Annotated in this window: 19 protein-coding genes; 6 read left to right on the forward strand and 13 right to left on the reverse strand. The window is 67.7% G+C overall.

Translation table 11 applies throughout. From position 1 onward, the window contains the following. Nucleotides 1–33: 33 nt before the first annotated feature. On the reverse strand, nt 34–492 hold the full coding sequence (azu, locus tag BCL79_RS07690; RefSeq protein WP_121039503.1) for an azurin: 459 nt from the start codon (nt 490–492) through the stop codon (nt 34–36). Nucleotides 493–605: 113 nt separating this feature from the next. On the opposite strand from azu, the gene BCL79_RS07695 reads away from it, so the two are divergent. Continuing rightward, nucleotides 606–1217, forward strand: coding sequence for an HAD-IA family hydrolase (locus BCL79_RS07695; protein ID WP_121039506.1), 612 nt, complete (start codon nt 606–608; stop codon nt 1215–1217). Nucleotides 1218–1290: 73 nt separating this feature from the next. Here the strand turns inward: BCL79_RS07695 and BCL79_RS07700 are convergent, their stop codons facing one another. Beyond that, nucleotides 1291–2520 (reverse strand): acetylornithine transaminase, encoded by a 1230-nt coding sequence (locus tag BCL79_RS07700; protein WP_121039509.1) that lies wholly within the window; start codon nt 2518–2520, stop codon nt 1291–1293. Nucleotides 2521–2585: 65 nt separating this feature from the next. Here BCL79_RS07700 and BCL79_RS07705 point away from each other — a divergent pair, with 65 nt between their 5' ends. Further along, nucleotides 2586–3458: an ion transporter gene (locus tag BCL79_RS07705; RefSeq protein ID WP_121039512.1), complete on the forward strand. Its 873-nt coding sequence runs from the start codon at nt 2586–2588 to the stop codon at nt 3456–3458. A 42-nt stretch (nt 3459–3500) separates the two neighbouring features. Here the strand turns inward: BCL79_RS07705 and BCL79_RS07710 are convergent, their stop codons facing one another. Further along, on the reverse strand, nt 3501–4466 hold the full coding sequence (locus BCL79_RS07710; RefSeq protein WP_121039515.1) for a YiiG family protein: 966 nt from the start codon (nt 4464–4466) through the stop codon (nt 3501–3503). Nucleotides 4467–4545: 79 nt separating this feature from the next. Next, nucleotides 4546–5364, reverse strand: coding sequence for an SDR family oxidoreductase (locus BCL79_RS07715; RefSeq protein ID WP_121039518.1), 819 nt, complete (start codon nt 5362–5364; stop codon nt 4546–4548). 117 nt (nt 5365–5481) lie between these two features. On the opposite strand from BCL79_RS07715, the gene BCL79_RS07720 reads away from it, so the two are divergent. Next, complete coding sequence (locus tag BCL79_RS07720) at nt 5482–6153, forward strand: hypothetical protein (protein WP_121039521.1); 672 nt, start codon at nt 5482–5484, stop codon at nt 6151–6153. Between the two features lie 69 nt (nt 6154–6222). On the opposite strand, the gene BCL79_RS07725 is transcribed toward BCL79_RS07720, so the two are convergent. Next, complete coding sequence (locus BCL79_RS07725) at nt 6223–6885, reverse strand: phosphotransferase (protein ID WP_121039524.1); 663 nt, start codon at nt 6883–6885, stop codon at nt 6223–6225. 102 nt (nt 6886–6987) lie between these two features. Here BCL79_RS07725 and BCL79_RS07730 point away from each other — a divergent pair, with 102 nt between their 5' ends. Next, complete coding sequence (locus BCL79_RS07730; protein ID WP_121039527.1) at nt 6988–8991, forward strand: bifunctional DedA family/phosphatase PAP2 family protein; 2004 nt, start codon at nt 6988–6990, stop codon at nt 8989–8991. Nucleotides 8992–9045: 54 nt separating this feature from the next. Here the strand turns inward: BCL79_RS07730 and BCL79_RS07735 are convergent, their stop codons facing one another. The 3 genes from BCL79_RS07735 to BCL79_RS07745 all read right to left on the reverse strand — a co-directional run bounded on the left by BCL79_RS07735 (nt 9046) and on the right by BCL79_RS07745 (nt 11899). Further along, a complete protein-coding gene (locus tag BCL79_RS07735; protein WP_121039530.1) occupies nt 9046–9624 on the reverse strand; it encodes an LON peptidase substrate-binding domain-containing protein in 579 nt (192 codons plus the stop codon). Between the two features lie 12 nt (nt 9625–9636). Continuing rightward, a complete protein-coding gene (gene mpl / locus BCL79_RS07740; RefSeq protein ID WP_121039533.1) occupies nt 9637–11001 on the reverse strand; it encodes a UDP-N-acetylmuramate:L-alanyl-gamma-D-glutamyl-meso-diaminopimelate ligase in 1365 nt (454 codons plus the stop codon). Between the two features lie 334 nt (nt 11002–11335). Beyond that, the gene (locus tag BCL79_RS07745; RefSeq protein ID WP_019183836.1) at nt 11336–11899 is read right to left on the reverse strand and encodes an adenylate kinase; all 564 of its coding nucleotides are present in this window, start codon (nt 11897–11899) and stop codon (nt 11336–11338) included. A 141-nt stretch (nt 11900–12040) separates the two neighbouring features. Between BCL79_RS07745 and BCL79_RS07750 the strand changes: the two genes are divergently transcribed. After that, nucleotides 12041–13297 carry a 6-phosphofructokinase gene (locus tag BCL79_RS07750; protein WP_121039536.1) on the forward strand — a complete coding sequence of 419 codons (1257 nt, stop codon included), beginning with the start codon at nt 12041–12043 and terminating at the stop codon, nt 13295–13297. Nucleotides 13298–13438: 141 nt separating this feature from the next. On the opposite strand, the gene BCL79_RS07755 is transcribed toward BCL79_RS07750, so the two are convergent. Then, nucleotides 13439–13942 (reverse strand): hypothetical protein, encoded by a 504-nt coding sequence (locus BCL79_RS07755; protein WP_121039539.1) that lies wholly within the window; start codon nt 13940–13942, stop codon nt 13439–13441. 339 nt (nt 13943–14281) lie between these two features. On the opposite strand from BCL79_RS07755, the gene BCL79_RS07760 reads away from it, so the two are divergent. Beyond that, the gene (locus BCL79_RS07760; RefSeq protein WP_121039542.1) at nt 14282–16309 is read left to right on the forward strand and encodes a sodium-translocating pyrophosphatase; all 2028 of its coding nucleotides are present in this window, start codon (nt 14282–14284) and stop codon (nt 16307–16309) included. Between the two features lie 60 nt (nt 16310–16369). Here the strand turns inward: BCL79_RS07760 and BCL79_RS07765 are convergent, their stop codons facing one another. From BCL79_RS07765 to BCL79_RS07780, 4 genes are all read right to left on the reverse strand, one after another. Then, entirely contained in the window at nt 16370–17098 is a 729-nt protein-coding gene (locus tag BCL79_RS07765) for an energy transducer TonB (RefSeq protein ID WP_121039545.1), read from the reverse strand. After that, nucleotides 17095–17520, reverse strand: coding sequence for a TonB system transport protein ExbD (exbD, locus tag BCL79_RS07770; protein ID WP_121039548.1), 426 nt, complete (start codon nt 17518–17520; stop codon nt 17095–17097). The genes BCL79_RS07765 and exbD overlap by 4 nt, the downstream gene beginning before the upstream one ends. 9 nt (nt 17521–17529) lie before the next feature. Next, nucleotides 17530–18261 (reverse strand): tonB-system energizer ExbB, encoded by a 732-nt coding sequence (exbB, locus tag BCL79_RS07775; RefSeq protein WP_121039551.1) that lies wholly within the window; start codon nt 18259–18261, stop codon nt 17530–17532. A gap of 113 nt (nt 18262–18374) precedes the next feature. After that, entirely contained in the window at nt 18375–18767 is a 393-nt protein-coding gene (locus BCL79_RS07780) for a YbaN family protein (protein WP_121041212.1), read from the reverse strand. Nucleotides 18768–18806 lie beyond the last annotated feature (39 nt).

Genomic DNA, 18806 nt, shown 5'->3' on the forward strand with positions numbered 1-18806 from the left:
AATGACCCCCGTCCCCGTTAAATATTGATTGCTTCAACCGAACACGAAACGGCCTTTCATCATCGCGAAGTGGCCCGGGAACGAGCAGAAGAAGGTGTAGTCGCCACCCTTGGTCAGCTTGGCGGTGGAGAAGGTGACGCTGGTGCTTTGTCCACCGCCGATCACCGGGGTATGCGCCAGCACGCGCGCATCGCCCTTGGGCAGGTAGCTGTCGGCCAACGTGGTGCGCATGCCAGCCATTGCCACCGGCTGGTAATCCGCGGCGCGGGTCAGTACCCAGTTGTGGCCCATCGCGGTCGCCGCGAGCTTGCCGGTGTGGCGCAGGGTCAGCTTCACCTGGGTGCAGTCCGCGGCAACCTTGAGTTCCTTCTGGCTGAAGCTCATCTGGTCGGTACTGTCGATGGCGATCGCGCAGACACGCGCATGGGCGGCCGGGGCCAGCATCAGGCCGGCAAGCAACACGAGGGCAAGCAGTTTCAAGGCGATCTCCATCAGGCAGTCTCCGCGATTCTAGTGACCGCCCGTGCAGGCGACGTGCGACGCGATGTCGCAGCGCAGGCCCCGGCTGGGTTACGGTCAGCCCTGGACCTGGACGAGACTTCCCCATGCCGCGTGTGATCGAGTGCCTGCTGCTGGATTTCGATGGCGTGCTGGTGCGCTATGCGCGACACCTGCGTGTGCGCCATCTGGCCGCCAGCATCGGCTGCAGCGCGGCGCAGGTGCAGACGGCACTGTTCGACAGTGGGCTGGAACGCGCCTACGACAGCGGCATGGCGACCGACGCTTACCTGCAGCAACTGGGCGATGCGCTGCAGACCACGATCAGCATCGCGCAGTGGCAGGCCGCGCGCCTCGTGGCATGCATCCCGGAGACTGGCGTCATCGAACGCGTGGCACGGATCGCGCAGGCACTGCCGATCGGGATCCTGACCAACAACGGCGCGCTGATGGCGCAGACGATTCCACAGCTCCTTCCGACCTTGGCCGATGCGCTGCACGGCCGCATCCTGTGCAGCGGTGCGCTGGGCGGGCGCAAGCCGGATCCGGCGATATTCGCCAAGGCGGTGACGCTGCTCGGCGCACGTGCCGAGCGCACGCTGTTCATCGATGACCTGTTCGTCAACGTGCGCGGGGCACGGCTGGCCGGCCTGCAGGCCGAGACCGCAACGGACAGCCGCGCGTTCGGCAAGATCATGAAGCGATACGCCCTGACCTAGCGCCGACCGTTGGTCGGCTGCGCTCGCCCCAGAACACCAGCAGCCGACCAACGTTCGGCGCTACCGCCGTTGGCTAGCGCGACGCGATGAACGACTGCACGGCCGCGCGCAGACGCTTCAGGCCTTCGGCGATTTCTTCATCGGTGATGTTCAGCGACGGCACGAACCGCAGCACATCCGGCCCGGCCTGCAGGGTCAGCAGGCCGTGTTCGGCGGCGTGATCCAGGAGGGGACCGGCCTGGCCGGCGAAATCCTTGTCCAGCACCGCGCCCAGCATCAGGCCGCGACCGCGGACCTGGCTGAACACCTTGAACTCGTCGTTGATCTTGCCCAGGCCATCGCGCAGCGCCTGCGACTGACGGCTCACGTTGTGCGCGATCTCCGGTGAGGACAGCTTGCGCAGCGCCACCCGGGCGACGGCCGCGGCCAGCGGATTGCCACCAAAGGTGGTGCCGTGCGCGCCGAACTGCATCACCTCGGCCACCTTCGGGCCGGCCAGCATCGCGCCGATCGGGAAGCCGCCGCCCAGTGCCTTGGCCAGGGTGACGATGTCCGGTTTGATGTTGTCCTGCCAGTGCGCGAACAGGGTACCGGTGCGGCCCATGCCGGCCTGGATCTCATCCAGCACCACCAGCGCATTGTGCTGGTCGCACAGCTCACGCACGCGCTGCAGGAAGCCCGGCTTGGCCGGCATCACGCCGCCCTCGCCCTGGATCGGCTCCAGCATCACCGCGGCCACATCGCCGGCGGCCATCGCGGTCTCCAGCTGCACCTCATCGTTGAAATCGACATAGCGGAAGCCACCGGGCAGCGGCTCGTAGCCTTCCTGGTACTTCGGCTGGGCAGTGGCGGTCACCGCCGCCAGCGTGCGCCCGTGGAAGCTGCCGCGGAAGGTCACGATCACCCGCTGGTGCGCCGGGCGGCCCAGCGAGGAGGCCCACTTGCGGACCAGCTTGATCGCCACTTCATTGGCTTCCGCGCCGGAGTTGCACAGGAACACGCGCTCGGCGAAGCGCGAGGCGGTGACCAGTTCTTCGGCCAGCCGCAGCGGCGGCTCGCTGTAGAACACGTTGCTGGTGTGCCAGAGCTTGCCGGCCTGCTCGATCAGCGCGGCGGTGAGGTCCGGATCGTTGTGGCCCAGGCCACACACCGCGATGCCGGCGGCCAGATCGATGAATTCGCGGCCCTGGTTGTCCCAGACGCGCGCGCCCTGGCCACGTTCGAGCACCACCTGGCGCGGTTTGTAGACCGGCAGGTAGTAATGCGACAGGGACAACAGCGGATCGGTGGCAGCGGCAGTCATGGCGGTCAACGGCTCAGGAAAGATCCCATTCTCGCGCTTTGGGCCGGTGGGGCACAATGCGCCCCATGCGACCGTTCACTGCCCCCCAGCTCAACCCCGCCACCGACTCCGGCTGGCGCCGCCAGTGGTTCGACATCATCTACCGCCACGACACCCGGCCCTCGCGCAATTTCGACCTGCTGCTGGTCTACGCGATCATCGCCAGCGTGGTGGTGGTCATGTTCGACAGCGTGCAGCGCTTCCATGCGGCCTATGCCGACTGGCTGTACGTGCTCGAATGGGGGTTCACGATCCTGTTCACCGGCGAATACCTGCTGCGGCTGGTGGTGGTCAAACGCCCGCTGCGCTACGCATTCAGCATCTGGGGCATCATTGATCTGGCCTCGATCCTGCCGACCTACCTGTCGCTGTTCATCCCCGGCGCGCAGAGCCTGCTGGTGGTGCGCGCGCTGCGCATCCTGCGGGTATTCCGGATCCTCAAGCTGACCCGCTACATCGAAGAAAGCGGCGTGCTGATGGAGTCGCTGTGGCGCAGCCGCCGCAAAGTGCTGTTGTTCCTGTTCACGGTCATCACCATCACCATCATCGCCGGCACCATGATGTATGTGATCGAAGGCCCCAACCACGGCTTCACCAGCATCCCCAGCAGCATGTACTGGGCGGTGGTGACCATGGCCACGGTGGGCTTCGGCGACATCGTGCCGCAGACCGTGCTGGGCCGCTTCGTCACCTCGGTACTGATCCTGATCGGCTACAGCATCATCGCGGTGCCGACCGGGATCTACACCGCCGAACTGGCCAACACCATGCGTGATGCCGAGCATGCCGCGCGCCGGGATGCGCGCGGCTGCCCGCACTGCGGGCTGGAAGGGCACGAACCGGATGCCCTGCACTGCCGCCACTGCGGCGACAAGCTGCCCCCGGTCTTCAACGTGTGATCACCGCGGGGCGGGCCGCCTGGCAGCCCGCCGCGCGCCCGCTCAGCGTGCGCCGCTGGACTGCGCCAGGCGGTTGCTCATGTCGACCAGGTCGTTGTAGCTGACCAGCAACGCTTCGGCCGAGCCCTGCGGGTTGTTGATCCGGCCGCCGCTCTGGATCAGCATCTGCTCGCTGCGGGTGTACGGCTTCTTTGACTCGACGCGCTCGATACGGCGACCGGCATCACGGGCCAGCGTATCGGCCGCACGCTCCAGGTGCCCCCACATCGCATCGCCCTTGCCGACCTTGTCATCCTGCGCCTGCTGCAGCAGCGCCTGGAACGCGGTGAGCTGGGTGCGGGCCACGGCCAGGTCCGGCGCCTCGGTGTTGAGCAGTTGGGTCAGCTGCTTGCCATCACCGAGGATCTTGATCTGGTAGTACGCCATGGAGCGGCCTTCAGAGGCTTCAATCTCCTTGAGCTGCTCGGCACGGCGTTCGTCTTCGCGCTTTTCCAGTGCGGCATCCAGCGCGGTGCCTGCATCGAAGAAGGCCATGTAGGCTTTCATCAACGGCGCATGCTGGCTGCGCATCCCGGCATGGTCATCGCGCAGGTAGTCCTCGCGGCTGTAGTAACGGTCAGCCTGCTCGATCAAGGCGTACAGGTCGACGAAGGTCTTCTGGTAATTGCTGGCTGCCGGATCCAGTGCCGGCTCGGCCGGCGTCATCGCCAGCGCGGCCACCATCGGGGCATTGCATGCGTCCACGCGATGCGACAGCACCGTGCCCGGCCCACGCACCTTTTTCTCGTTGCCGGTCGGGCCGGCCTCCGGGTCCTGCATCCAGCCGATGTACTGCTGGAAGCCTTCGTGGATCGGCTGTTCAACGGCATTGAAGCAGGCGATGTAGGCGTTCACCTTCTCCACGCCCTGGGTATCGGCGACGCTGCCCGGCCCCTTGCTGCAGGCGCCGAGCAGGCTGATCAGGGCAATGGCGGCGGCAAGCGGCGCGGTCCGTGTGCGGAATGACATGCGAGTGTCCATACAAATTGGGGCCCGCACCTTAACAGCCCGGTGTGTGCAGCCGCTGTCATCGCACGCCGGGCGCGCGTCACTCCAGGAACAGATCCGGCATCAGCGGGCGCGATGGATCAACGGCGTAGCCGCTCAGATCGGTGATGCCGGCCTGCGCCAACACCTCGTCATCGAGCAGGAACTGTCCGCTGAAACCGGCCGCCTCACGGCACAGCACCGCGTGCGCGGCATCGGCCAGAATCGCCGGCGTGCGGCAGCCCCCGATGTCCACGCCGGGAATCATGTTGATCGCATCGGTGGCGATCACCGTGCGCGGCCACAACGCATTGACCGCCACGCCCTGCGGGCCGAACTCGGCCGCCAGGCCGAGGGTGACGAAGCTCATGCCCATCTTGGCCAGCGTGTAACCGGTGTGCGGGGCCCACCACTTCGGGTCCAGGCTCGGCGGTGGTGCCAGCGTGAGAATGTGCGGGTTGGGCGCCTGCAGCAGGTGCGGCAGGCAGGCCTGCGCGCACAGGAAGCTGCCGCGCGAATTGACCTGCTGCATCAGGTCGAAGCGTTTCATCGGCGTGTCCAGCGTGCCACGCAGCCAGATCGCGCTGGCGTTGTTGATCAGGATGTCTATGCCACCGAAGGTATCCACGGTGGCGGCGACGGCCGCGCGCACCTGGACTTCTTCGCGGATGTCGCACTTCAGTGCCAGCCCCTGCCCGCCTGCGGCGGTCACTGCCTCGGCAGCGCTGTGGATGGTGCCGGGCAGCTTCGGATTGGGCACCGAGGACTTGGCCGCGATCGCGATGTTGGCGCCGTCGCGTGCTGCACGCAGCGCAATGGCCAGGCCGATGCCGCGCGAGGCGCCGGTGATGAACAGGGTCTTGCCTTGCAGACTGGCCATGCGCGGAATTCCTTGGATGCGAGTGCAGTGAATCCGCATTATGCCGCCCCGGCGCACACGCCGGATTCATGCGCCGCGTCGATACTGGGCGTTCACGTTCTGCATGGAATGAGCGACATGACGGCGATCCGCCTTCCCCTGACCGCGTTGGCCCTGGTGCTGGCCCTTGGCGCCTGCCAACCTGCTGGCGATCCTGCCGCCTCGGCGACGCAGGACGCGGCTACCGTCCCGGGCACCGCCGGTGGCACCTCCCCCTTCGGCGAAGCGGCGATCTGGGACGGCGAGGTCGACGCCTGTCGTGGCCAGGCACCGGTCGCCGATGATTGTCTGTCCAAGGCGATGCAGGCGGCCAAGGCCAGCCCGCAGGCGATCGCCGCCGCCCATCAACTGGGTGCGCAGGGCAATCCCGGCTACGTGAGCGCATGGCTGGACCAGGACGGCGTGGGCATCGCCACCATCGAATACCCGTTCCGTGCCAACACCAATGAAGGCACGCTGCTGGTCGACAGCGCCGGGCACACGGTGGATGTGGATGCGGACGTACTGCCGGAAATGTCGCGCGCCGATGCCACCGTCAAACCGTTCCTGGATGCACACCCGGATGCCTCGCCGTTTGCCCCGGCCGAAGCCAGCGGCAGCGAAGCCCTGCCCAACGGCGGCGTGCGCCTGATCTACAGCACGCCGCTGCGCACCTGCCATGCGTGTGCCGAGGATGGGGTGCTGCGGGTCGCCTACGATTTCGATGCGCAACGCCGCTTCGCCGGCAAACAGATCCTCGATCTGCGCTGATCACCCGCGCGTGGTCAGCCTCGGCCCGGCGCTGGCCCGGTCATTGCGGCGAGTGCGCGCTGCCTGCGCTCACGGCTTGGGCCCCTGCCCTTCGTTGTCTTCCCAGTGCAGGATTTTCCGCGTGACAAAGCGATAGACCGGCTTGCCGGTACGGAACCAGAGATCGCGCACCCATGAGGTGCGTTTGAGCAGCCGCTTTTCCACCGGGGTCAGCGACTGCCGGCAGTACATGCGCTTGTGCTTGAGCAGATGCCGCAGGTCCTCGCGGGCCAGCAGGCGCATCCAGCGCGAGCGCGGGTTGCCGATCACCGCCAGCTGGAAATCGATCAACGCCGGCGAGCCGTCTTCGCGCACCAGCCAATTGGCCTCCTTGGCCAGGTCGTTGTGCGCGATGCCGTGGCGATGCACCTGCTGCAGCAGCCGTCGCGCCGCGCGGAAGTAGGCCAGATCGCCATGCGGCGGACGCTGGTACATGGCATCACCGGCCATGAAGCTGCGATCCAGCCAGCGCCCGTTCCAGGCCAGCAACCGCGGCGTGGCCGGCATGCCATCCAGATGCGCCAGCGCGCGCGCCTCGCGCCGGGCCAGCCACCACGCAGGTACCCGCAGCCACCAGGGCGTGGCCTCCAGGTCACGGCGCACGAAGCGCTGGCCATCCTCCTCCATCAGCAGGATGCGGCCAAAACTGTCAGCTTTGAGGGCGGTCGGCGCGGGATCGGCAGGGCGTGTCATGCCGCCATTCTAGGCGGGTGATCGCGTTCATTCACTGCAGAAGCTGCACATTGCCGGCGTCTGGCGGGCAGTCAGTCACTTTGCGCCCCCTATAATCCCCCGATGGACTCGTCATGGATCGATGCCACGCTTGCGTGGATCTCAGCTCACCCCGTGCTTGCCGGCGCGGTCATTTTCCTCATTGCCTTCTGCGATGCGGTCATCGTGCTGGGCGCGATCGTGCCCGCGTTGCCGCTGTTGTTCGCGGTCGGTGTGTTCATCGGCCTGGGCGAGATCTCCGGGCCGTATGCCGTGGCCTGCGCGGCGTTGGGCGCATTCGCCGGTGACGGCCTCAGCTACTGGGTAGGCCGGCGCTGGGGCGATCGGCTGCGCGGCTTCTGGCCCTTCAGCAAATACCCGCAGCTGCTCGATCGTGGCGAGACGATGTTCCGCCGCAATGCCTTCAAGAGCATCCTGGTGGCGCGCTATGTTGGCGCGATCCGCCCGTTCGTCCCGGCCATCGCCGGCATGATGAAGATGCCGCTGTCGCGCTACATACAGGCCAGCGGCATCGCCAGCCTGTCCTGGGCCGTTCTGTTCCTGGCACCCGGCTGGGTGCTCGGCGAGGCGTATGACGCGGTCGCCGCGGTCGCCGGCCGGCTGGTGATGGTGCTGGCCCTGCTCGGCATGATCATGGGCCTGGTGTGGGCGATCGTGCTGTATGGCTACCGCTGGTCGGCCTCGCGCATGGACAGCTGGCTGGCCAGTCTGCTGGCCTGGTCGCAGCGTCACCCGACCCTGGGCCGTTACTCTGTCGCCGTGTTCGACCCGCAGCGCCGTGAGTCGGTGCCACTGGCGATGCTGGCGCTGATGTTGCTGCTGCTCGGCTGGGGCTGGTTCGCGCTGTTGATGGCGGTGGTCGCCCACGGCGAGCCGTTGATGGTCGATCTGGCCGTGCACCACGCGATGCTGGCATTGCGCAACCCACTGGCCGATTACCCGATGGCCGCACTGGCGTCGCTGGGGGCCTGGCAGGTCCTGCTGCCGGCCACGGCGGCAGGCATGGGCTACCTGGTCTGGCGCCGGCGCTGGATGGCGGCCGCGCACTGGCTGGCCGCCCTCGCCTTCGGGCTGGCGCTGTGCAAGCTGCTCGGTGCGACGGTGGACGTGGTCCGCCCGCCGGATGCCAGCAGTGGCTTCGGCTTCCCGTCGGTCTCGGTGACGATGGCCACGATCACCTTCGGCTTCTTCGCCGTGCTGATCGCCCGCGAACTGCCCGGGCGCACGCGTGTGTGGCCTTACCTGCTGTCGGGCATCATCGTCAGCCTGATCGGCTTCGCCCGCATCTACCTCGGCGCGCATTGGCTGAGCGATGTGATCGGCGGCATGCTGTTCGGCCTGTTCTGGCTGCTGGTGCTGGGCATCGCCTACCGCCGCCGGTTCAACCGCTCGTTCTGGGTCAAGCCGGTGGCATGGCTGTTCTACGGCACGTTCGCCATCGCCGCGCTCTGGTACGCCCCACGCAACATCCCGGTGAAACTGGCGCGCTTCGAGCCGGCCCAGCCGACCCCGGCGCCGCTGGATGCCCAGGCCTGGTGGACGACCGAGTGGCAGCACCTGCCCTCGCGTCGCAATGAGTTCGATGACGATCAGCGCTGGCCGCTGGATGTGCAGGTGGCCGGTCCACTGGCGCCGCTGCAGCGCCGGCTGGAAAGCCAGGGCTGGCGCGTGCAGCCGCAGGCCGGCTGGGAGCAGGCGTTGTTGATGCTCGACAAATCCTCGGACAAGGACAAGGTACCGGTGCTGCCGGCCACGCTGGATACGCAGGTCGAATCGCTGCTGATGCTGCGGGCGGGCAACGCACCCAATGAGATCTTCGCCCTGCGCCTGTGGCCCGCACCGGCACGCCTGGCAGCGCCGGACAACGAACCGCTGTGGCTGGGCAGTGCACAGACCCTGCACTACCAGCAGCACTTCAAGCTGATCGGGATGTGGCGGCCGATGCGGGGTATCGACCCGTCGCTCAATGCGGTCCGCCAGGCACTGGACGGCCTGCCGCAGCAGGTCGATACCCATCCGGACACCGAGATGCCGGTGCTGCGCGTGCGCATGCCGCCGGCCCAGTGATGCAGCGCCGGGGGCTACCCGGCCGAGGGGCGTAACGCGGGGCGGGGCCGCGCGTTACGGCATCCAGTCCAGCAGCGCCTGCAGGCGCTGGTGCGGGTCATCGTGTTGCAGCAGTTGCAGGCGTTGCGCGTCCTGCAGCGGCAGCAGTTCGGCCAGGCGCCAGCCGACCCAGCTGGCCTGCTCCATCTGCGCCGGGCTGACCGGTGCGAAGGCCGCGCCGGCCTGCTCGATGATGTGCTCCAGCACGGTGGCCATCAGTGCGTGCTCGGGCTGCAGCTCGTCGTCGCTGTCGGCGGCGCACCAGGTCACCTCGGCGATGATCAGCCCGTTGTCGCGCACGCGGGTGTGCTCCACATGGAAGCGGCGCTGGCCACGCAGGCGCAGCACCAGCACGCCATCGGCGCCCACGTCGAAATCTTCGATCCGCGCTTCGACACCGTAGGCCGCCGGCAACGCCGGCGCACCGACCTCCACACCGTCCAGGATCAGGCACACCCCGAAGGCCGTCCCGGCACGGCTGCATTCGCGCAGCATGTCCAGGTAGCGGCGCTCGAACACCCGCAGGCCGAGCACCGCGCCGGGCAGCAGCACGGTGTGCAGCGGGAACAGGGGCAGTGAAGCGGTGTCGGTCATGGCCCGCGTCCCTCAGGGCTGCTGCAGCTGCGCGAGGAAACGACGCGGGGCCCCGTCGAAACCGCCGTTGGACATGAACACCACATGGTCGCCCGGCGCCGCGATCGCGCCCAGTTGAGCCAGCAGAGCATCCGTATCGGGCACGGCATGGGCCTCCCCCCGCACGGCGGCAATCACGCTGGCCGCATCCCAGGCCAGTTCCGGGCGATGCAGGAACACCACCGCGTCGGCACCGTCCAGCGAAGGCGCCAGCGCCTGTGCGTGTGCCCCCAGCCGCATCGAATTGCTGCGCGGCTCCATGGCCACCACGATGCGGGCATCGCCCACCTTGGCACGCAGGCCATCGAGGGTGGTGCGGATCGCGGTGGGGTGATGGGCGAAATCGTCGTAGAGGGTGATGCCGCGCGCCTGGCCGATCACTTCCAGCCGGCGCTTGACGCTGCGGAACGTGGCCAGCGCCGGGATCACCGTGGCCAGCTCGACGCCGACTGCATGCGCGGCAGCCAGCGCGGCCAGCCCGTTGAGGACATTGTGGCGGCCGAGCAGCGACCAGCGCACTTCACCGACCCGCTCGCCGCGATGGTGCACGACGAACACACTGCCGTCGGCCTCCACCAGCTCGGCATGCCATTCCAGCGAGGGATCGAAACCGAAGCGATCCACCGGGGTCCAGCAGCCCATCGCCAGCACTTCAGCGAGATACGCATCTTCACCGTTGACGATCAGGCGCCCACGCGCGGGTACGGTGCGGATCAGGTGGTGGAACTGGCGCTGGATCGCGGCCACGTCCGGGAAGATATCGGCATGGTCGTATTCGAGGTTGTTGAGGATCGCCACCAGCGGCCGGTAGTGCACGAACTTGCTGCGCTTGTCGAAGAACGCGGTGTCGTACTCATCGGCCTCGACCACGAATTCGCGCCCGCTGCCGACGCGCGCGGAGACGCCGAAATCTTCAGCCACGCCGCCGATCAGGAAGCCAGGTTCACGCCCGGCGCTGTGCAGCAGCCAGGTCAGGATGGTGGTGGTGGTGGTCTTGCCGTGGGTGCCGGCGACGGCCAGCGTGTCACGGCCCGGCAGCACCTGCTCGGACAGCCACTGGGCGCCGGAGATGTAGCGTTGGCCTGCATCCAGCACCGCTTCCACCGCGGGATTGCCGCGCGAGAGTGCATTGCCGATCACCACCGCGTCGCAGTCCGGCGCCACGCTGTCGGCGCGGTAGCCCGGATCCAGTGCGATGCCCAGCCGTTCGAGCTGGGTGGACATCGGCGGGTAGATCGCCTGGTCGCTGCCGCGGACCGTATGGCCCTTCTCGCGTGCCAGCGCGGCCACGCCGCCCATGAAAGTGCCTGCAATGCCGAGAATGTGGATCGTGCTCATGCGTGCGATTGTCGCCGATCACCACCGTCGATGGAGATCGCCGTCAGACAACTCCTAGTCGACTATAAGAAAAGCCAAGCGGGGTGTCGGGGAATTCCCGATAGCGCCGTACTGTGAAGACGGACACAATTCTATTGGCCAGCCGCAGTACCCCATTGGTCCTACTCCCCAAGAGGCCATCCCCAGGGGGGCTCATGCTGCGGGGCTCTGAGCAAGCCCGCTCGCTGGCACCTTCAAACCACACGCCTGGTCCCTTCGGGGGCCGGGCGTGTGTGTTTCCGGCGCCTGCAAACGTGCGGCCGGCGCGGTGCCGCCGTAGCGGCACCGACCCGCATCAAGCCTGGATCGCAGCGCGGATGCGCGCTTCCACGTCGTTCAGTTCGCCCACGCCATCGACGCGTGCAAGCGTGCCGCGGCCGGCATAGAAATCCACCACCGGCGCGGTCTGGTCGTTGTAGACCTGCAGGCGCTGGCGCACCGATTCTGGATTGTCATCGGCGCGGCCCTGTTCGGCGGCGCGGCCGGCGATGCGCTCGACCAGCAGTTCGGTCGGCACGTCCAGCTGCACCACGGCATCCAGCGGCTGGCCGATCTTGGCCAGCAGGCTGTCCAGCGCGTTGGCCTGGGCCACGTTGCGCGGGTAACCGTCGAGGATGAAGCCCTTGGCCACATCGTCCTGGCCCAGGCGCGACTCGAGCATGCCCAGCAGGATGTCATCGGACACCAGGTTGCCAGCGTCCATCACGGCCTTGGCCTGCTTGCCCAGCTCGGTGCCGGCGGCGACTTCAGCGCGCAGCAGATCACCGGTGGAAATGTGCGCAATCGAGAGATGTTCCTTCAGGCGCGTCGCCTGCGTCCCCTTGCCCGAACCGGGCGGTCCCAACAGAACCAATCGCATCAACCTGACTCCAACGTGGTAAGAAAATGGAAGGGCGCGCGCCCCGGGATTGTCCACAATCACGCTGCACCGCAATACGCGCACTTTACCCCATACCGGTAATGTCTCTGCAATGTCCTTCCCCCAGACCAAGGTCGCACCATGCCCAACGGTACCCTGCTCTACGCCCAGTCAGGCGGCGTCACCGCCGTCATCAATGCCACCGCCTCGGCGGTCATCAGCACGGCAAGGGCCAAAGGAATCAAGGTCTTGGCCGCGCGCAACGGTATTCTCGGCGCGCTCCGCGAGGACCTGATCGACACCTCGAAGGAGACCGCCGCCGCCATCGCCGGCCTGGCCCATACCCCCGGCGGCGCGTTCGGCTCGTGCCGCTACAAGCTCAAATCGCTGGAGGCCGACCGCGGCAAATACGCGCGCCTGCTCGAGGTGCTGCGTGCCCATGACGTGCGCTGGTTCCTCTACAACGGCGGCAACGATTCGGCTGATACCGCGTGGAAGGTCTCCCAGCTGGCCAAGGCCTTCGACTACGACCTGACCTGCATCGGCGTGCCCAAGACCATCGACAACGATCTGGCGGTGACCGATACCTGCCCGGGCTTCGGCTCGGCCGCCAAGTACACCGCCGTCTCCGTGCGCGAAGCCGCGCTGGATGTGGCCGCGATGGCCGAAACCTCGACCAAGGTATTCGTCTACGAGGCGATGGGCCGCCACGCCGGCTGGCTCGCGGCGGCTGCGGGCCTGGCCGGCCAGGGCGCCGACGACGCCCCGCACATCATCCTGCTGCCCGAGCGCGCGTATGACGAGGCCGCGTTCCTGGCCAAAGTGAAACAGGTCGTCGAGCGGGTGGGCTACTGCGTGGTGGTCGCCTCCGAAGGCATCCAGACCGCCGATGGCCGCTTCGTCGCCGATGCCGGCGGTGGCACCGATTCGTTCGGGCATACCCAGCTCGGTGGCGTGGCCTCGCAGCTGGCCGCGCGGGTCAAGGATGGGCTGGGCTACAAGGTTCACTGGACCCTGCCCGACTACCTGCAGCGCTCGGCGCGCCACCTGGCCTCCAAGACCGATTGGGAGCAGGCACAGGCAGTGGGCAAGGCGGCGGTGCAGTTCGCGCTGAAGGGCCAGAACGCGGTGATGCCGGTGATCGTGCGCACCAGTGACACGCCCTACCGCTGGAAGATCGAGGCAGCCCCGCTGCACAAGGTGGCCAACCATGAGAAGAAGATGCCGGCCGGCTTCATCCGCCGCGATGGCTTCGGCATCACCGCCAAGGCCCGCGCCTATCTCGCCCCGCTGATCAAGGGGGAAGCCCCGTTGCCTTACGGGCCCGATGGGCTGCCGAAGTACGTGACGCTGAAGAACGTGGCGGTGAAGAAGAAACTGCCTGCCTTCGAAGCGTAATCGACCCGGTAGTGCCGGCCGCTGACCGGCATCGCGGTGTCCGGCAGCGTCCTGGGCGCCGGCCAGCGGCCGGTTTCATCGCGCCTCTGACGGTCCGCGTGGAGCCGGCCAGCGGCCGGCACTACCCGCGGTTGCGGGGCGTCAGTTGCAGGCCTTGCCCTCGACCTTCATCTGCGCGGCAAACATCGGCACCTGCGCGATCTTGCCGGCGGCCGCCTGCTTCTTCGCGTCTTCCAGGTAGATGCGCGACTGGCCCTGGCCATCGAGTTCCGGCTTGGTGGTGACCGGCATGCGCCACACGCGCACCACCGCCTGCTGCGCCGGGCAGGCGGCATTCGGCACGCGGATCACATCATTGAGCTTCCAGCCCTTGGCTTCGCTGGGCTGCGCCTTGTCGTACTCGACAAAGCGCGCACGCGGCTGGCACTGCTCGCTGGTGCGGACCACAGCGAATTTGTACGGCTGTGCCGCCTCGCCGGTGAACACGCCTTCCAGCCGTGCGCAGGCTTCGGGAATCTGGCGCAGCGTGTGGGCCGCGCCTACCGCCTGCGGTGTGCCGGCGGCGCGCTGAAGCTCGGGAGTTTCCGCGGCGAAGGCGGACACGGCGGGCAACAGGGCCAGCCACAACAGATGACGGGGGGACATGGCAGGACTCCAACGGCGGGGGATGGGCCGAGGCTGCCAGTGGATGGCTGAACGGCGTGGCAAAGGGGGTCCTTCGTCCGGATCTGCGTGGTTGCCGGCCAGCGGCCGGCACTACCTCCGTCGTTGGCGATCCGGGCACGCACGCGCAGTTTGAAATCCTTGCTGGCATGCATCGGGGATTTGCCCGCATACTCGGGCCACCAGGGATTGCTGAACACCGCCACACGCTTGAAGACCGGCACGGTCTGAACGGGTTGGTTCATGGTTGCAGCCTGTTGTGCCCCCGCGTGGAGACGTTCATCCGTTCACTGGATGTCATTCCATCACCCGGGAGGGGACATGCTGGAACGTTACGGGCTTTCTCTGGCGCTGTTGTGCGCCATTCTCGCGATTCTCTACGGCATCGTGTCGGCACGCTGGATCCTCCGGCAACCGGCTGGCAATGCCCGCATGCAGGAAATCGCCGCCGCCATCCAGGAAGGCGCGCGCGCCTATCTCAACCGTCAATACCTGACCATCGCCATCGCCGGTGCCGTGCTGTTCGTGCTGGTCGGCCTCTTCCTCAGCTGGTACACCGCGATCGGTTTCGCGATCGGTGCCGTGCTGTCCGGTGCGGCCGGCTACATCGGCATGAACGTTTCGGTGCGTGCCAATGTGCGCACGGCCGAGGCCGCCCGCAACGGCCTGAGTGCGGCCATGGATGTCGCCTTCCGTGGCGGTGCGATCACCGGCATGCTGGTGGTCGGGCTGGGCCTGCTGGGCGTGGCCGGCTACTACGCGCTGCTGCTGCGACTCGGGCTGGATGTCGCGCAGACGCTGCACGCCCTGGTCGGGCTGGCGTTCGGCTCGTCGCTGATCTCGATCTTCGCGCGGCTGGGCGGTGGCATCTTCACCAAGGGCGCCGATGTCGGCGCAGACCTGGTCGGCAAGGTCGAAGCCGGCATTCCCGAGGATGACCCGCGCAACCCGGCGGTGATCGCCGACAACGTGGGCGACAACGTGGGCGACTGCGCCGGCATGGCCGCGGACCTGTTTGAAACCTACGCCGTCACCGTGATCGCCACGATGCTGCTCGGCAACCTGATGATCGCCGAGGCCGGTGCGAATGCGGTGCTGTATCCGCTGGTGCTGGGCGGTGTGTCGATCATTGCCTCGATCATCGGCGCGCTGTTCGTCAAGGTGAAGCCCGGTGGCTCGATCATGGGCGCGCTGTACAAGGGCGTGATCGTGTCCGGTGTCCTGGCCGCCATCGCCTTCTATCCGATCACCACCCAGCTGATGCCGGACAACGCGCACGGTGCGCTGAACCTGTATTTCTGCGCCTTGATCGGGCTGGTGCTGACCGGGCTGATCGTGTGGATCACCGAGTACTACACCGGCACCCAGTACAAACCGGTGCAGCACGTGGCGCAGGCCTCCACCACCGGGCACGGCACCAACATCATCGCCGGCCTCGGCGTCTCGATGAAGTCCACCGCCCTGCCGGTGATCGCGGTGTGCGTGGCGATCTGGCTGGCGCACTACTTCGGTGGCCTGTACGGCATCGCCATCGCCGCGACCGCGATGCTCTCGATGGCGGGCATGATCGTGGCGCTGGACGCCTACGGCCCGATCACCGACAACGCCGGCGGCATCGCCGAGATGGCCGAACTGCCGCCGGAGATCCGCGACATCACCGATCCGCTGGATGCCGTCGGCAATACCACCAAGGCGGTGACCAAGGGCTACGCGATCGGCTCGGCGGCGCTGGCCGCACTGGTGCTGTTCGCCGATTACACGCACAACCTGCAGGCGGCCAATCCCGGCGAGGTCTTCGCCTTCGACCTGTCCAACCATGAGGTGATCATCGGCCTGCTGATCGGCGGCCTGATTCCCTATCTGTTCGGGGCGATGGCGATGGAAGCGGTGGGTCGCGCGGCGGGCGCGGTGGTGGAGGAAGTGCGCCGCCAGTTCCGCGAGATTCCCGGGATCATGGACGGCACCGGCAAGCCGCAGTACGACCGCGCGGTGGACCTGCTGACCCGCTCGGCGATCCGCGAAATGATCATCCCCTCGCTGTTGCCCGTTGCGGTACCGGTGGTGGTCGGGCTGCTGCTCGGGCCACGCGCGCTCGGCGGCCTGCTGATCGGCACCATCGTCACCGGGCTGTTCGTGGCGATCTCGATGACCACCGGCGGCGGCGCGTGGGACAACGCCAAGAAGTACATCGAGGATGGCCACTTCGGCGGCAAGGGCAGCGAGGCGCACAAGGCCGCGGTGACCGGCGATACGGTCGGTGATCCCTACAAGGACACCGCCGGCCCGGCGATCAACCCGCTGATCAAGATCATCAACATCGTGGCATTGCTGCTGGTGCCACTGCTCTGAAGCAGGAGGGGCGCGCTGGCCTCAGGCCAGCGCGCCCGTGCAGCGCATGTCACACACGGCTCAACGCCGCCGCAGGAAGAACGTCACCGGCACCATCACCTCCACCGGGTCGCCGGTGATCTCTGCTGGCGGCGGCGGCAACGGGCTGCCGCGCCGCACCGTGGCCAACGTTTCCTCATCCAGCAGCGGATGGCCGCTGCTCTGGCCCAGCCGGATGTTGGAGGCGTTACCCTGCCGGTCCACCGAGAAGCGCACATAGGCCACGCCCTGCTGGCGCAGACGCTCGGCCTGGCGCGGATAACGACGGTACTGTTCCAGATGGCCCAGCAGCAGGCCCTGCCAGGTGACGGTCGCGCTGCCCTGGCGGCCAGCCACCGTCTGCGTGGCGGCATAGCGCTCGGACGGGCGTGCGGACACCGCCGGCGGTGCCAGGGTCTGGTCCACGTTGTGCTGGTCGGTCGGCGCTGCTTCGCGGGGTGTCTCGCGACGCAGGACGTCCTGCGTGTCCGGGGTGTCGTCCGGCGGGAGATCCTCCTTGGGCACCGGCGTAGGCTCGGGCCGATGCTGTTCCTGTTGCAACGGCCCGGGCGGGATCTCCTTCGGCGGTGCGGACGGCGCCTCCGGTACCGGCGCCAACTCCACCATCACCGCTTCCACCGGCGTGTCACTGACCCGCACCGGCGCACGCTGCTGCCACCACAGCGCGCCGCCGATCAGCACGGCATGCATAGCCAGCACGAGGGCGAGGCTGCCTGCCCAGCGCAGTGTCGCGGCGGTGTCGCGGCTCATTCGCTGCGCTGCTCCACGCCCACCAGCGCGATCCGGCGATACCCGGCCGCGCGCAGCGCGTTCATGGTCTGCATCAGGTCGCCATACGGCACGGCCTGATCGGCACGCAGGTAGATGCGCTGTTCGTGGTCGCCAGCGGTCAGCCGCTCCAGCGTTGCATTCAGCCCGTCAGTGCCGACCGGCACATCGTTCACGCTCAGCGACAGATCGGCCTGCACCGAGAGGAACACCGGTTCGGCATCGCGCGGCTGTGGCTGCGCGGTGCTGGCCGGCAGCTCCACCGGCGTATCCACCGTGGCCAGCGGCGCGGCGACCATGAAGATGATCAGCAGCACCAGCATGACGTCGATGAAGGGGGTGACGTTGATTTCGTGGCTTTCTTCCAGCGCGTCGTCGTCGTGCCGGGCGGTCTTGATGGCCATGACCGGTCCTCAGCGCGCGTCGCGGACAGCCGGCGCATTGCCGAGCCGGTCCAGATCGCGCGAGACCAGCTGCTGCACGCCGGCCGACAGATCACCGAGCAAGCCGCGGATGCCGGCCAGCACGCGGGTGAAGTGGTTGTAGATCACCACGGCGGGAATCGCTGCGACCAGGCCGAGCGCAGTGGCAAGCAACGCCTCGGCGATGCCCGGTGCGACCACGGCCAGGTTGGTAGTGTTGGCGTGGGCGATGCCGATGAAACTGTTCATGATCCCCCACACCGTGCCGAACAAGCCGACGAACGGCGCGATCGCGCCGATGCTGGCGAGCAGCCCCACCCCGGTGCGCAGCTGCCGCGCATGCGCCAGCTCGATGCGTTCCAGGCGCGAGGCGACCCGTTCCTTGATCCCGACCGGATCATGCGCGTCCTGCGAGAGGCGCAGCTCGGTGCGGGCCGCGTCGATCAGGTCATGCGCCGCGCCGTCGTCCAGCAACGCATGGGTCTGCGGCACCGGCAGGTGCGCGGCCTGCAGCAGCAGCGCGCGTGCCTGGCGCAGCCGCGTGCGTTGCCGGCCCAGCTCCCAGGTCTTGGCAATCAGCACCGTCCAGGTGGCGATGGAGGCGAGTGCCAGTCCGATCATCACGCTCTGCACCACGCCATCGGCGGCTTGGTACATGCCCCACGGGGTCAGGTCGTGCGGCAGTGCCGCCACGGCGGCAGGAAGAGCGATGGGCAACGTCATGGGCGGAGTCGTCTGTCAGAGGCATCGCGGCACCGTGCAGGGCCGGAGGCAGGAAAGGGGCGGAAAGTATCGGGGGCGAGGCGGTGGGAATCAGTACCGGGCGGACAGCACGTTCAGCGCTGCGACGGGCGATCGGCCGTGGCCGACGGCTGCGGCCCGGGCCGTGACAGCACATAGGCCGCACTGGCCGCAAAGAACAGGCCGACGCCAAGCAGCAGCGGCCAGGACGGATGCGCGCCCCAGCAGAACATGACGAACCCGAATGCCATGCCGGCGCCGGCGAAGGCCTTGCCCTTGCGACTGATCGCGCCCTGTTCGCGCCACAGCCGCAGCGATGGACCGTAACGGGGATGCTCCAGCAGCCGGCGTTCGAACGTCGGCGAGCTGCGCGCGAAGCAGCCGACCGCCAGGATCAGGAAGATCGTGGTCGGCATCACCGGCAGCAGTGCACCGATGACGCCCAGCGCCACCATGATCCAGCCCAGGCCGAACCAGAGCCAGCGCATCATGGGTGGCCGCGATGGTCCGGCACAGCGGGCTCGCAG

Source organism: Stenotrophomonas rhizophila, from assembly GCF_003651185.1.
In the GTDB taxonomy this organism is placed as follows: Bacteria; Pseudomonadota; Gammaproteobacteria; order Xanthomonadales; family Xanthomonadaceae; genus Stenotrophomonas; species Stenotrophomonas maltophilia_Z.

Coding starts and splice junctions, on each gene's coding strand:
- BCL79_RS07745 (WP_019183836.1), bottom strand. CDS start 11,899: ATGCGATTGGTTCTGTTGGGACCGCCCGGTTCGGGCAAGGGGACGCAG.
- BCL79_RS07750 (WP_121039536.1), top strand. CDS start 12,041: ATGCCCAACGGTACCCTGCTCTACGCCCAGTCAGGCGGCGTCACCGCC.
- BCL79_RS07700 (WP_121039509.1), bottom strand. CDS start 2,520: ATGACTGCCGCTGCCACCGATCCGCTGTTGTCCCTGTCGCATTACTAC.
- BCL79_RS07715 (WP_121039518.1), bottom strand. CDS start 5,364: ATGGCCAGTCTGCAAGGCAAGACCCTGTTCATCACCGGCGCCTCGCGC.
- BCL79_RS07730 (WP_121039527.1), top strand. CDS start 6,988: ATGGACTCGTCATGGATCGATGCCACGCTTGCGTGGATCTCAGCTCAC.
- BCL79_RS07695 (WP_121039506.1), top strand. CDS start 606: ATGCCGCGTGTGATCGAGTGCCTGCTGCTGGATTTCGATGGCGTGCTG.
- mpl (WP_121039533.1), bottom strand. CDS start 11,001: ATGAGCACGATCCACATTCTCGGCATTGCAGGCACTTTCATGGGCGGC.
- exbB (WP_121039551.1), bottom strand. CDS start 18,261: ATGACGTTGCCCATCGCTCTTCCTGCCGCCGTGGCGGCACTGCCGCAC.
- azu (WP_121039503.1), bottom strand. CDS start 492: ATGGAGATCGCCTTGAAACTGCTTGCCCTCGTGTTGCTTGCCGGCCTG.
- BCL79_RS07765 (WP_121039545.1), bottom strand. CDS start 17,098: ATGAGCCGCGACACCGCCGCGACACTGCGCTGGGCAGGCAGCCTCGCC.
- BCL79_RS07720 (WP_121039521.1), top strand. CDS start 5,482: ATGACGGCGATCCGCCTTCCCCTGACCGCGTTGGCCCTGGTGCTGGCC.
- BCL79_RS07725 (WP_121039524.1), bottom strand. CDS start 6,885: ATGACACGCCCTGCCGATCCCGCGCCGACCGCCCTCAAAGCTGACAGT.
- BCL79_RS07780 (WP_121041212.1), bottom strand. CDS start 18,767: ATGCGCTGGCTCTGGTTCGGCCTGGGCTGGATCATGGTGGCGCTGGGC.
- BCL79_RS07760 (WP_121039542.1), top strand. CDS start 14,282: ATGCTGGAACGTTACGGGCTTTCTCTGGCGCTGTTGTGCGCCATTCTC.
- exbD (WP_121039548.1), bottom strand. CDS start 17,520: ATGGCCATCAAGACCGCCCGGCACGACGACGACGCGCTGGAAGAAAGC.
- BCL79_RS07705 (WP_121039512.1), top strand. CDS start 2,586: ATGCGACCGTTCACTGCCCCCCAGCTCAACCCCGCCACCGACTCCGGC.
- BCL79_RS07710 (WP_121039515.1), bottom strand. CDS start 4,466: ATGTCATTCCGCACACGGACCGCGCCGCTTGCCGCCGCCATTGCCCTG.
- BCL79_RS07735 (WP_121039530.1), bottom strand. CDS start 9,624: ATGACCGACACCGCTTCACTGCCCCTGTTCCCGCTGCACACCGTGCTG.
- BCL79_RS07755 (WP_121039539.1), bottom strand. CDS start 13,942: ATGTCCCCCCGTCATCTGTTGTGGCTGGCCCTGTTGCCCGCCGTGTCC.